The sequence below is a fragment of the Sorangium sp. So ce124 genome (assembly GCF_051525235.1).
Taxonomy (GTDB): Bacteria; Myxococcota_A; Polyangia; order Polyangiales; family Polyangiaceae; genus Sorangium; species Sorangium atrum.
Map to the genome: position 1 here is coordinate 9,779,867 of NZ_CP150312.1, position 12,380 is coordinate 9,792,246.

The following is a 12,380-nucleotide window of genomic DNA, read 5'->3' on the forward strand; positions in this document are numbered from 1 at the left end:
GGTGGCGGCCACTCGGCCTCACCCTTACACTCGGCCATCGTGAGCAGCGCAGTACCTGCGAGGGAGCGGTGGCGGAGGCTCTTCACGCGAGGCGCTGGCGCCTCCGGGGGGGCGCCAGCGCCCGAGGGGGCGGACCCGACCATGGGGATTCGGCTCCGGCGCTTCGCGGGGCCGGCGGCCTACCTCGATCAGGTGTCGTCGCTCCGGATTGCCCACCTGACGGATCAGCATGTCGGTCGCGTGACGTCGGTGCGGGTGCAGCGCGCGGCCGTCGCGCTGACGAACCTGCAGCGGCCCGATCTCGTCGTGCTCACGGGCGATTTCGTGTGTCACAGCCAGCTCTACCTCGATCAGCTGGAAGAGGTGGTGCGCGGCTTCGAGGCGCCGGTGATCGCCGTGCTGGGGAATCACGATCACTGGTCGGGCGCCGACGCGGTGAAGCGCGCGCTCGAGCGGGGCGGCGCCGCGGTGCTCTGCAACGCGAGCACGGTGATCACGCTGGGCCATGAGCGGCTCCAGGTGGTGGGGCTCGACGACGCGTATACCGGCCATGCGTCGCTCGAGAAGGCGGTGAAGGGGGTGCGGCGCGACCTGCCGACGCTGGGCCTCTCGCACATCGCCGAGGAGGCGGACGGGCTCTGGCGCCATGGCATCCCGCTGGTGCTGTCGGGCCACACGCACGCGGGCCAGGTGACGGTCGCCCGCCTGAACGAGCTCTCGATCGGCAAGATCGCGGGGCACCGGTACATTCACGGGCTCTACGGCACGCGCAAGCGGGGGGAGCCCGGCCAGGGGGCGGTCTACGTCGGGGCGGGGATCGGCGCGGCGGTGATGCCGTTGCGCCTCGGCGAGCGGGGCCAGCGGGAGGTCGCGATCTTCGAGCTCGGCAGCGAGCCGGGGTCGTTCGACGAGCACCACGCGGAGCAGGCGCCGCACCTGGGGCGCAAGCCGTCGCCGGAGCTCATGGCGAGCCGCGCGGCGAAGGTGGCGAGGAACCGGGAGCGGCGGGCGCGGGTGCACCGGCACGGCGAGGGCAGCGCCGGCGGCGGAGAGCCGTAGCGCCGCGGCGCTGAACACGACTTCGGGAAGTTGCCCCGGATCGGCAGAAAAACCGCCATGGCGCCAAGGCCGCCAAGGGGAGAGAGGAAGTGCCGTCTCGGTATTGTCCCCTCCCATCTCCCTGGTTTCTTGGCGCCCTTGGCGTCATGGCGGTTCGCTCCCTCGTCCGACTTCCCGCAGCAGCGCTAGTAGCGAAAGCCCAGGGCTCCCGAGGGCCCCCAGAGGATCGCCGAGGCGAGATCGACGTTCATCCGAGCCTCGAGGTAGATCGCGTGCTGATCGAGGGTGACGAGGTCGTAGCTCAGGTGCCCGCTGAACCCGAACGCCGCGGAGGTCATCGACGACGTTGACGTCGCGCGGGTCACCGCGAGCACGAGCATGCCAGCGCCTCCGCCGAGCCGGAAATCGCCGAGGTGGGTCTCCACCGCGAAGCTCGGGCGGATCATGCGCGCGGGGAGGCCGAACTCGGTGACGCCGACGAAGCCCTCGCACCCTCCCCAGAGCGCGACGTGCTCGAGCGTGCCCCCGGCGGCGGCGCCGAAGCTCGCTCCATAGATGGCGAGGGAATAGAAGCTTTGCCACGAGCCCCCGGCGTAGAACTTGGCGCCGAAGCCGCGCCTCCACCCCTCCGGGCCCTCGGAAGCGGGCGCCCCCGGAGGAGGCTGCGCCGCCTGCGCGCTGGCGAGGGCGGGGGCGAGGAGCCCGGAGAGCGCGGCGGCAACGCCCCATCGTCGCCTCGACGAGCGGATACGCCGCCTCACCGGCACACCACCGGGCGCGCGACGCCCGTGCTCCCGCCCTCGGCGAGCTTCATGCGCGTGGCGGCCTGCTCGCAGACGTTGCTCGCGACGAGGTCGCCGCACTCCCTGTCCTGGATGCACCGGCTCTCGTCGGCCGTGAGCCACAGCTCCTCGTCCCCGTTGCAGCCGCCGTTCTGCCGGCAGAGCGCGGGAGTCGCGGAGAACGACGGACAGCACTCCTCGAGATGCGCAGCCGCGTTCTCGCACAGGAACTCCTGCTCGCTGATGCCCATCCCGAGGACGAGCGGCGCGAGCAGGAGGATGCACAGGATTCGACGGGCAGAGATCCAGGATCTCACGTTCAACCTCGCTGCAAAGCGCGAAGGCGGCGCGGCGAAGCGCGGCGCCCCGGGCGCCATGGCAGCCTACCGCGAGCGCACGCCCATGTCCGCATGTCCTCGGTCCTCGCTCCCCCGCACGCTCGAGGAACCCCGCGGGTCGGTCGATTCGCGTTGACGCCCGTCATGTGAACGTTCACATTGTCGGCCGCACGTCCTCCTTTGGCTTCGTCCGGTAGTGCACCGGACCGCTCACGACCCTGACATGGCCACGCGAACGAGCCGTGATACCAAGGCAACGACGTTTCGCGTCCCCAGCCTCAACTGCCGGCGCCCTCGCCGGACTGGTGTAAAATGAGAATCTCTTTGATCGTGGTTCCTGCGATGATGGTCCTTCTCGCCTGCGGCTCCGATTCCGACCCGCCCGCGGACGACCAGGCCAGCGCCAGCACGACGGGCGCTGCGAGTTCGGGCGGGGGAGCCTCGACGGCCGCCAGCACGAGCGCCTCCAGCAGCGCGAGCGCCTCCAGCAGCGCGAGCTCCGTCAGCAGCGGCGGGGTCGGCGGAAGCGGCGGCAGCGGCGGCAGCGGCGGGGTCGGCGGCAGCGGCGGCGGCGAAGAAGAGAACCTGCTCGCCGCGGCCGACAGCATCGACGGCTTCCGCTGGGAGATGCCGTGCGACCGGGACCCGGGCAACAGCGACGAGTGTGCGTGTTCGGCGCAGGTCGACGCGACAAAGACGTTCGGCGGCTCGCCCGACACGGTCTATCTGGTGACCGTCCGGCTCCGCGGCGTCGTCGAGCCGGAGACCTACAAGGGCGGCACGTCGGACGGCATGCACTTCCGCGTGGGCGGTGCACCCGACCACGGGGAGTACAACCGCTACAGCATCTCCGTCTCCGACCCGGCCGAGGTCTACTGGCTCAACGACAGCCCCAACGTGGGGCACGACACGTTCAAGATCGACCACACGAAGACCATTCCGATCCGGGGCGGAGCCAAGGTGTCCTTCAAGGGCGAGGACCCGAATGACATCAGCATCACCAACTTCAAGCACCTGGTCGTGGACGGCGTCCCCCCGGCGCCCCAGCCGTTCAACGGTCAGTTCATCCAGCTCGACGTGCAATCCGTCGAGAAGAAGCCGTGACCGCGCGCCGCCCGCGCTCCTCGCGCTCGAGCAGCCGCGGAGCGGGGCGGCGATCTCGCTCACTCGATCGGCGCGTCCTCGCACGCGCCCCGCGCGTCGACGGAGGTGCCGCTCGCGGCCGCCGTGCACGCGTTGGCGTACGTCTGGCCGTCACAGCCGCACACGGGCGCGAGCTCCTTCGTGCAGACATCGGGCTTCTCCGCGCATCTGCCGGACGCGTCCGCGCGCCCGCAGATCGCGGAAGGCGCGTACTTGCAGTAGAGCCCCTCGCCGCACACGCGCGGCCCGCCGAGGGTGAAGCCGCCGCAGCTCTCGCCGACCCCCACGATCGTGGGGCCGCACTCCCCCGCGCTCCTCACCGAGACGCCGGCCGTGGCCGCGACGCAGCCGTTGCTGTACGTGCGGCCATCGCAGCCGCACACCGGATCGTAGTCCTGCGGGCACGCGTCGGGCATGAGCGCGCACGTGCCGCTCCGGTCGTACGCGCCGCAGTTCGCCTCGGGGGCGAAGTCGCAATAGAGGCCCACCGCGCAGCGTATGCCGGCGATGCCCCCGCACATGGCGCCGGGCCGCGCGAGGCTGAAGCGGCTCTCGTGCTCGGAAGTCGCCGGTGCAGCCGCCACGTCGCTCACCCCGAGCGCGCCCTCGTCGGCCCCGGTCTCCTCCGCATCCGCGACCTCATCGGATGTCGCCGTGCAGGCGGCGAGCGTCACAGCGAACACTGCACCCAGAACGTCTGCCATCTTCATGATCGTGAAAACTCCTCGTGAGGATGCCGCCCGGCGCTCCGGGCGTCTCCTCGGCATTGCGCATCGCGCGCGAGCTGGGCAAAGCGTCGCTGCGCGATGTCGCCGTGTCCTCCAACCCCTTGAGCCCTCGCTCGACCTGGGACGACAGTGCGTCGGCATGTCAGGACTCCAGCGCCTCGACGCTCGCTCTCCTTCACGCCCCACGGCGTCTGCGCTCATCGACTCGATGTCTGCTCGCTTCCCGCGTTTGCCGTTTGTCGTTCATTGGACGTCGATGGCCGATGAGCGTCTGCCGTCTGTCATCCACCGCTTGTTGTTCGTTGCCGTCTGCAATCGGTGTTCCCTGCGAGAAGAGATGAGCTCGCCCGCCGCGGAACTTTGCGGCGTCGCGGGAGCGGGGAGCGCGGCGATCGCCAGGTCCGGGCGGGTCGAACGCCGAGAGGACCGCGCGCTCCCTGTTTCTACCTCACAAGGGGCGATGCGGCGTTCCGCCACACGGAGGTGCGGGCTGTAGGAGCCCATCCCCCGAAGCGGGGCAGTTTGCTACGTGGAAGGCGGGAGGGGCGCTGCGCGGCGGCCGTCTCGGGCAGCGGCGATTGTGATGCTGACATAAGCAGCTCTGACGCGCCGCGGGGTGGGGGCGTCGAGGCAGCGATGCGCGCGGTGAGCGAGAGGAAGCGGGAAGACGTGGCGGAGAGGCGGGGAGGAGCGGCAAGCGCGCGTGACGCGCGTGAGGAGCGGGGAAGCGCGGGAGACCACGAGCGCTCGCCGCGCGCGCTTTCGTGACAGCTCGGTTGCGACCCCCCTTGCTTTTGCTGTGCGAGGACGGCTAAGTCTGTTTTTGCTCGAATGGTCCGTGCCAGCGACAAGACGGCGAACAACCGTACCCCTCGGGAGCTCAACCGCTCCCTCGTCCTTGACCTCGTGCAAGAGCACGGCCCGATTTCCCGCACGAACCTCGCGCGGTTGAGCGGGCTGACCAAGCCGACGGTCTCGGCCATCATCGAGGAGCTCCTCGACAGCGGCAGCGTCCGCGATGTCGGGAGCGAATCGCGCGGCGGGCGCCCGGCGCGGCTCCTCGAGTTCAACGACGACAGCGCCGCCTTCCTCGGCATCGAGATCGGCGTCGAGCAGACGGCCGTGGCCGTGGCCGACGCCCGCGGGCGGCTGCGGGCGCGCCTCGAGCAGCCCACCGTCCTGCGCGATCCGCACCGGACGGTCCGCGATATCGTCGAGCTCTTGCCAAAGGTGCTGCAGCTGAGCGGGGTGCCGCGGAAGCGGCTGCGCGGCGCCTGCGCGGTCTTGCCTGGGCTCATCGAGCGGCCGAGCGGCGTCTGCGTGCTTGCGCCCAACCTGGGCTGGGAGCGGTTCCCTGTGCGCGCGGAGCTCAGCCGCGCGCTCCGCATGCAGGTGCCTGTGTACAACCTGCCTCAGGCAGCGGCGGTGGCGGAAGGGGAGCTCGGCGCGGCGCGGGGGCAGGCGTCGTACGTGTGGATTTACGTCGGGCTCGGCGTCGGCGCGGGCCTCGTCGCCGATGGACGCCTGTTCTTCGGGATGCAGGGGTACAGCGGTGAGATCGGCCATTGCCGCATTGCGGACGACGGCCCGCCTTGCGGCTGCGGGCGCCGCGGATGTCTTGAGACGTTCGCCTCGGTCATGGCGCTCCGGCGCGCCGCCGAGGCGGCGTCGGCGCGCTCACCCCAGCTCGCCGCGCTCGCTCGCCCGCACGCCGTCAGCGCCATCGCGAGCGCGGCGCTCGCCGGCGACGAGAGCGCCCGCGCGATCTTCCACCAGGCGGGCACGCAGCTCGCGCGCGGCATCGCGGTCCTGCTGAACCTGCTCAACCCCCAGCTCGTCGTGCTGGGCGGCGAGCTGCTCGCCGCGCCCGACATCCTCCTCGCCGGCGTGCGAGAGGAGCTGCCGCGCCACGCCGTCCGCGGCGCGGACGTGCCGGTCGTCGCCTCTCCGCTGGGCAGCGAGGCGGGTGTGCTCGGCGCCCTCCTGCTCGCGCGCGAGGGCGCGGTTCGCTCGCTCCGCCTCGTGCCCGACGGCGTGCTCCAGGACAGCGCGCCGTAGGTGATCGGGCTCTAGGCGGGCGAGGCGCGCTCTCCGCGCGCCGCGTCGCCGCCCATCGGCGCGCGGGCGCGCGACCCGGCGCGCTCCTCGGCGAGCAGCGGCGCGAACGCGTGGCGATCATGCCAGGTGAGGGCGCCGAGCAGGCCGAGAAGGATGACGGCGTTGATGCCGGCGCGGGGGTCGAGCAGCAGGTGGAACAGGGCGATGTTCACCACGACAGGCCATAACAGCGCGAGCGCGAGCGGGCGGCGGCGGTCGAGCAGGAGCAGGACCGCGGCGGCGATCTCGACGACCTTGACCGCGTGGATGTAGCCGCTGTCGACGAGCAGCTGGATGAACGGGTGGAGCGGCTCGGGGACCGGGACGATGCGCACGAATCCGTTGATGCCGCCGAGCAGGACGATGAGGCCGAGGGCGACGCGGGCTGCGCCGACAGCGCGGGGGGGCATGGATCCTCCTTGGGTTCAGGGGATCACCATGGCCCCGGCCGTGGCTGCGGCTTGTACGAAGTGGCTGCGGGCGACCGAGCCCGGCGTGCGGCCCAGCGTCGCGACGACCGCGCGCGCCAGGTGGGCCTGGTCGTGGAAGCCGCCGGCGAGCGCCGCCTGCGCCAGCGGGGTGCCCTCCATGAGCGCCCGGATGGCCGTCATCACCCGCAGGAAGGTCACGTAGTCGCGCAGCGGGTGGCCGAAGGCGCCGTGAAACAGGTGGGAGAGCCGCGAGCGAGAGAGGCCCTCCGCGGCGGCGAGCGGGCCCAGCGCGGGGCGGCCCGGCGCCTGCTCCGCCAGGCGGCGCATGGCGCGGAGCACGCGGCGATCGGCCGGCGGGCCGCCCGGCGCGAACGCGGCGGCGCACGTCCTCATGAGCTCGTGCGTCGCCGCGTGATCGAGCCCGCTGCGGAGCACGTCGCGCGCCGCCGCGCGCGCCCGCTCGGCCTGCGCGCCCTCGAGGGCGAGCACCCGCCCGCGGGCGGCCGCCTGGGCGCCGGCGCCGAGCCCGTCGGGCGCCAGGAAGACCGTCACCGTCGCGCCGGGAGATCCGATGGAATGGGCGACCCCGGCGCCGGTGAGCACGGGCGCGCGCACCTCGAACGGCCGCCCGATCTCGGCCTCGATCTCGAGAGGACCCTCGACCGGCACCACCAGCTTGACCAGGTGGAGCGCATGGCGGCGCGTCCCCCCGGCGCCCTCGACGATGTGCACGCCGCCGTGGCCGACAAGCGCCGTGTGCTCGAGAGCCGTCACGCTCGAGAGAACATCACCCGGACGCGGGCGGCGCAACCGGCGCAACTGGCGCAACTGGCGCAACTGGCGCAACCACGCAGCCGCGGAGCGCCGGAGCGCGCTGGAGAGGCCACTTCCTGGGCGGTTCCGGAGGACTCTTGGGTCGACGGCGCGCCGGCGATCCTCGCTGGCGCGCCGGGCGTGCCGTCGTTGACGCTGCCACCTCGAGCGGGCATAGGGGGGAGATGCACAGAATCGCTATCGAAGGGATGACGTGCGGCCACTGCGTCCAGGCGGTCTCGAAGGCGCTCGCGAAGGTCCCTGGCGTGACGCGGGTGAGCGAGGTGAGCCTCGAGCGCGGAGAGGCGGTCGTCGAGGGGAGCGCGACGGAGGAGGCCCTCCTCGCGGCCGTGCGCGAGGCCGGCTACGAGGCGCGCGAGGCCGGCTGACGCCGCGGTGCCGGAGCTCGGCCGCCTTTGGTATGGTGGCGGCCACCATGACGCGACAGCAGAGCGAAGAGGGCTTTCCGGAAGGGTTCCTGTGGGGCGCCGCCGCGGCGTCGTACCAGATCGAGGGCGCCGCGTACGAGGACGGCAAGGGGCCGTCCGTGTGGGACATGTTCTGCAAGAAGCCGGACGCCGTGTGGAACGGCCAGACCGGCGACGTTGCGTGCGACCACTACCACCGGTACCCGGAGGACGTCGCCCTCATGCGCGACATCGGCCTCCGCGCCTATCGACTCAGCATCTCGTGGCCTCGCGTCCTCCCGGAGGGCACGGGCGCCGTCAACGAGCGCGGGCTCGCGTTCTACGATCGCCTCGTGGACGCGCTGCTCGAGGCGGGCGTCGAGCCCCACGCCACGCTGTTCCACTGGGACTTTCCTCTCGCGCTCTACCACAAGGGCGGGTGGCTGAACCGCGACAGCGCCGACTGGTTCGCCGAGTACACGAGCGTCGTGGTCAGGAAGCTCGGCGACCGGGTGAAGGACTGGATGACGCTCAACGAGCCGCAGGTGTTCGCCGGCGCCGGCCACTACGAGGGTCGCCACGCGCCCGGCGACCGGCTGCGCTTCGCCGAGGTGCTCCGGCTCTGCCACCACGTCTTGCTCGCGCACGGCAAGTCGGTGCAGGCCATCCGCGCGTCGAGCCCCGGGAAATGCAACGTCTATTATGCGCCCGTCGCGCAGGTCAAATACCCCGCGACCTCGTCGCCGGAGGATCTGGAGGCGGCGCGCGCGGCCACGTGGTCGGTGAACGCTCGGACCACCTGGACCAACACGTGGTGGATGGATCCCGTGTTCTTCGGCAGGTATCCCGAGGACGGGCTCCGCCTGTTCGCGAAGGAGCTCCCCGAGGTCCGGAGCGGTGACATGGAGATCATCGCGCAGCCGGTCGATTTCTGCGGCGTGAACGTCTACTGGGGAGTCCCGGTGCGCGCCGGGGCGAACGGCGCAGCCGAGGTGGTGCCCCACCCGGTGGGGCACCCGATCACCGCGTTCGAGTGGTCGGTCACCCCCGAGTGCCTCTACTGGGGGCCCCGGTTCTTCTACGAGCGGTACAAGCGGCCCATCGTGATCACCGAGAACGGCCTGTCCACCCGGGACTGGATCTCGCTCGACGGGAAGGTGCACGACCCCCAGCGCATCGATTTCATGGCGCGCCACCTGATCGAGCTCCGCCGGGCGATCGCCGAGGGCGCGGTCGTGAACGGCTACTTCCACTGGTCGATCATGGACAACTTCGAGTGGGCTCACGGCTACAAACACCGCTTCGGCCTCGTCTTCGTCGACTACCCGACGGGCAGGCGGGTCCTCAAGGACTCGGCGCACTGGTATCGTGAGGTCATCGCCTCGAACGGCGCGACCCTCGGGGGGTGAGCGGGGCCGCGTCGCGCGCAGCGCCTCGATGATCTGTGGCGTTAACGAGGCTCGTTCGGTCACGTTCAGGGCACGAATGCTGCCCCCCCTCCACCAGTCACCAACGTGAACGTGAACGTGAACGTGAACGTTTACGTGGTCGTGGTCGTGGTCGTGGTCGTGGTCGTCAACGGCAGGCCGTGAACGACCACGACCACGACCACGACCACGACTACGACTACGACTACGTAAACGTTCGGATGTAGGAGAACGCGGCGCGAGCTTGATTAAGGCCGAGGGGAAGGTCGTGAGCTCCGCCGCCCGCAGAGCGAAGGCGGTGTGAGGAACCTCCACTCGCCCGGCATCGCCGGGCGAGTGGCCGTGTCACCGGCGCACGCTGCGCGTCCGTGCCTCGAAGGCGCGCCTCAGGAGGCGATCGGCTCGTCGCCGTCTTCGTCCTCGTCGTCTTCTTCTTCGTCCTCGTCCTCGTCTTCGAGCGACTCGTCGCCTCCGCCCGCCAGGTCGTACCCGTGCGGGTCGAACTCATCGAACATGGCCTGCAGGCGCCCGGACAGGGAATCCCATGTATCAGGCGGCTCGCTCGCCTGGCGGTCGCGCTCGGCGAGGGCGAGCGCGGCGGCGATCACCGACGTCAGCGGGCGCGCGTCCTGGAGCACCGCGACCTTCGAGGCGTCGCCGGTGCACGCGTAACCCAGCAGATACGCCCTGTAGATCTCCTCATTCGTCTTGTCGCTCATTCCTGTTCCTTCGTTCTTGTCGTCCGCAGGTCGCCCGTCGCCCGGTCGCCGTGCTCTGGCCTCCTGGGCGCCGTGGAACCCGGGGGCGCGAGCCTAGCCCATCTCGGCGGCCCTGGGGCCGCCTCGCGCCGGGAGCCCGCGCCGCGCGGGCGCGGTCGGCTCGCGCGCGGTCGGCTCAGTAGCGCAGCCGGTCCCGCAGGGCGCGCACCGCGTTCTCGAGCCCCGCGTGGTGGTGGAAGCAGCACTGCCCGATGCGCGGCTGGCACTGCGACGAGCGGAGCATCTCCAGGAACACGAGCGCGCGCGCGTCCCCCTCGAGCGCCGCACGCTCGAAGAGCGCCTCCTTGCGCCGGCAGGGGGCCTCGCGCAGCGCCACGGCGATGCGCAGCGGGACGCTCGCGCGCTTCAGCACCTCGGGGCGGCGGAGCAGCGCCGCCGCGCGCTTTCCGCCCTGAGTGCCCCCGTAGCCGCTCGCGATCTCGTAGGCGATGTCGAGGCCCTCCGGGCCCAGGCGGCCCTCCAGCGCGTCGAAGATCGCGTCCGCGCGGCCGTCGGTCCGGTACGAGCTCTTCACGGCGACGGCGGCCGCGGCCGTCATCACGTCGCGTTGCTCGAAGGCGGCGCGATCCTTCTCGAGCAGCGTGAGCAGCGCGCTCTCCGCGTCGCCCCACCGCTTCGCCCGGACCGCCGCCACGAGGCGCTCGCGCTCGGCCGGGAGGCCTGCGCCCTCGATCGGCCCCGTGCCGGCCGACGCCACGCCCGTGTCCGGCGCCGCGGCATCCGCTTCCGGTGCCGCCGCGCCCGCGTCCGGCGCCGCCGCGGCGTCGGCCGACCCGGGGGCCGAGGCGCTCGCGACGGGCGCCGCGGAGGGGGCTTGCGGAGGGGGGGCGAGGGCGTCCTGCGCCTGGGCGGCCGGCGCCCCGGCGGGGGCCGCCTGCGCCGCTGCGGGCGCCGCCTGGAGCTCCGGGCCGGCCGCCGCCGGGGCGCCCGCGCGCAGCCAGCCTGCGCCCGCGGGCAGCCGGCCGAGGAGCAGCACGCCCGCCGCGCCCATCGCGGCCACGGCGGCCACCCCGAGGAGCCAGCCCCACGCGCGCCTCCGCGCTCGCGGCCGGCCTCCTGCCGCCCCGCGCGCTGCCTTCCCGGGCGCCCCGCCGTCGGCTCCGGCGGCCCCGAGCTGCAGGCCGAACGCATCCGTCTCGGCGCTGCCGGTCGCCGCGCCGCCGGCCGCGGCTCCCCTGGCCGCGGCGCCGCCGGCCGCGCCCGCGCGGTCCTGCCCTGCCGGCAGCTCGGGCGGCGCGGCGTGCGGGATCGCGCGCAGCGGGTCGCTGAGCCGCCACGCCCCGCTCGAGAGCGGCTCCTTCCAGGGGAGGAGGCCGAGCGCCTCGGACCTCGGCACGGCCGCGTCGAGCGCCGCGAGCAGCGCGCGGGCGTTCGCGGGGCGCTCCGCCGGGTCCTTGCGCAGGATGCGCATCACGAGCGCCTCGAGCTCGCGCGGCGCCGCCGTGCCCGGGGCGCGCAGCCGGAGCGGCGGCGGCGCCGTGTGGAGCTGCTCGCGGAAGATCTCGACGGGGAGGATCGCGTCGAACGGGTGCTTTCCGGCGAGCATCTCGTAGAGGATGAGCCCGAGCGCGTAGAGATCGGAGCGCTCGTCGACGTGATCCATGCCCTGCGCCGCCTCGGGCGCCATGTACGCGAGCGTGCCGAAGACCATGCCGCTCAGCGTGATCCGGCCGGCGTCGGGCCGCGCCTCGCTGCTGTGCGCGTCCGTCGTGGAGAGGCGCTCGATCGGCACCTTCGCCAGGCCGAAATCGATGAGCTTCACCGCGTCGGTGCCGTCCTCGACCATGACGTTGCGCGGCTTCAGATCGCGGTGGATGACGCCGCGCTCGTGGGCCGCGGCGAGCGCCGCCGCGATCTGCCGCGCGATCTCCGCGGCGCGCGGGGCGGGCACGGGGCCCTTCTTGATGATGCGATCGAGCGTCGTGCCGCGGACGTGCTCCAGCACGAGGAACCGGGAGCCGTCGGGGAGGGTGCCGAAGTCGGTCGCCGAGGCGATGTTCGGGTGCTGGATGTGCGCGCCTGCGATCGCCTCGCGCTCGAAGCGCGCCGTGAGCTCCGGGGAGCCCTTCGCCTCGGGCAGGAGGAGCTTCACGGCCAGCCACTTGCGCAGGAGCAGGTGCTCGGCCTTGTAGACCGCGCCCATCCCGCCCGTCGCCACGAGCTCCACGATCCGGTACCGGTCCGAGATGACCGTCCCGACCAGCTGGGCCGCCGCGCTCTCCGCGAGCGCGTTGCTCGCGGCGGGCGGCGGATCGCCGGGGGCAGGGGGCGGGGAAGCGCTCACGTGAGGCGTGAACTGTCCGGCCTACCCCGATTTTTGTCAAAGGTGCGCTGATGTGGCGGTGCCGCTCCGGCTTGCCTATTGAATTGGCCGGG

Annotated in this window: 12 protein-coding genes; 5 read left to right on the top strand and 7 right to left on the bottom strand. The window is 72.4% G+C overall.

Translation table 11 applies throughout. The features are described from left to right. The first annotated feature begins 141 nt into the window (after positions 1-141). Positions 142-1,059, top strand: coding sequence for a metallophosphoesterase (locus WMF19_RS36745; protein WP_272102356.1), 918 nt, complete (start codon positions 142-144; stop codon positions 1,057-1,059). A gap of 185 nt (positions 1,060-1,244) precedes the next feature. On the opposite strand, the gene WMF19_RS36750 is transcribed toward WMF19_RS36745, so the two are convergent. Continuing rightward, positions 1,245-1,820: a hypothetical protein gene (locus tag WMF19_RS36750; RefSeq protein WP_437894628.1), complete on the bottom strand. Its 576-nt coding sequence runs from the start codon at positions 1,818-1,820 to the stop codon at positions 1,245-1,247. Continuing rightward, a complete protein-coding gene (locus tag WMF19_RS36755) occupies positions 1,817-2,158 on the bottom strand; it encodes a hypothetical protein (protein WP_437894629.1) in 342 nt (113 codons plus the stop codon). The genes WMF19_RS36750 and WMF19_RS36755 overlap by 4 nt, the downstream gene beginning before the upstream one ends. A gap of 363 nt (positions 2,159-2,521) precedes the next feature. Here WMF19_RS36755 and WMF19_RS36760 point away from each other — a divergent pair, with 363 nt between their 5' ends. Beyond that, entirely contained in the window at positions 2,522-3,283 is a 762-nt protein-coding gene (locus WMF19_RS36760; protein WP_437894630.1) for a hypothetical protein, read from the top strand. A 59-nt stretch (positions 3,284-3,342) separates the two neighbouring features. Here WMF19_RS36760 and WMF19_RS36765 read toward each other — a convergent pair whose 3' ends face one another. Next, positions 3,343-4,032, bottom strand: coding sequence for a Kazal-type serine protease inhibitor domain-containing protein (locus WMF19_RS36765; protein ID WP_437894631.1), 690 nt, complete (start codon positions 4,030-4,032; stop codon positions 3,343-3,345). Positions 4,033-4,881: 849 nt separating this feature from the next. Here WMF19_RS36765 and WMF19_RS36770 point away from each other — a divergent pair. Next, positions 4,882-6,108: an ROK family protein gene (locus WMF19_RS36770; protein WP_437325505.1), complete on the top strand. Its 1,227-nt coding sequence runs from the start codon at positions 4,882-4,884 to the stop codon at positions 6,106-6,108. 11 nt (positions 6,109-6,119) lie between these two features. Here WMF19_RS36770 and WMF19_RS36775 read toward each other — a convergent pair whose 3' ends face one another. Both WMF19_RS36775 and WMF19_RS36780 read right to left on the bottom strand, forming a co-directional pair. Beyond that, entirely contained in the window at positions 6,120-6,557 is a 438-nt protein-coding gene (locus tag WMF19_RS36775) for a membrane spanning transport protein (RefSeq protein ID WP_437894632.1), read from the bottom strand. Between the two features lie 15 nt (positions 6,558-6,572). Then, positions 6,573-7,352, bottom strand: a complete 780-nt coding sequence (locus tag WMF19_RS36780; RefSeq protein WP_437894633.1) for a helix-turn-helix domain-containing protein — start codon at positions 7,350-7,352, stop codon at positions 6,573-6,575. A 224-nt stretch (positions 7,353-7,576) separates the two neighbouring features. Here WMF19_RS36780 and WMF19_RS36785 point away from each other — a divergent pair, with 224 nt between their 5' ends. Continuing rightward, on the top strand, positions 7,577-7,780 hold the full coding sequence (locus tag WMF19_RS36785; RefSeq protein ID WP_437894634.1) for a CopZ family metallochaperone: 204 nt from the start codon (positions 7,577-7,579) through the stop codon (positions 7,778-7,780). A 47-nt stretch (positions 7,781-7,827) separates the two neighbouring features. Then, complete coding sequence (locus tag WMF19_RS36790) at positions 7,828-9,207, top strand: GH1 family beta-glucosidase (RefSeq protein WP_437894635.1); 1,380 nt, start codon at positions 7,828-7,830, stop codon at positions 9,205-9,207. 404 nt (positions 9,208-9,611) lie between these two features. On the opposite strand, the gene WMF19_RS36795 is transcribed toward WMF19_RS36790, so the two are convergent. Then, positions 9,612-9,944 (bottom strand): hypothetical protein, encoded by a 333-nt coding sequence (locus tag WMF19_RS36795; RefSeq protein ID WP_437894636.1) that lies wholly within the window; start codon positions 9,942-9,944, stop codon positions 9,612-9,614. Positions 9,945-10,119: 175 nt separating this feature from the next. Then, positions 10,120-12,288: a serine/threonine-protein kinase gene (locus WMF19_RS36800; RefSeq protein WP_437894637.1), complete on the bottom strand. Its 2,169-nt coding sequence runs from the start codon at positions 12,286-12,288 to the stop codon at positions 10,120-10,122. Between the last annotated feature and the right edge of the window lie 92 nt (positions 12,289-12,380).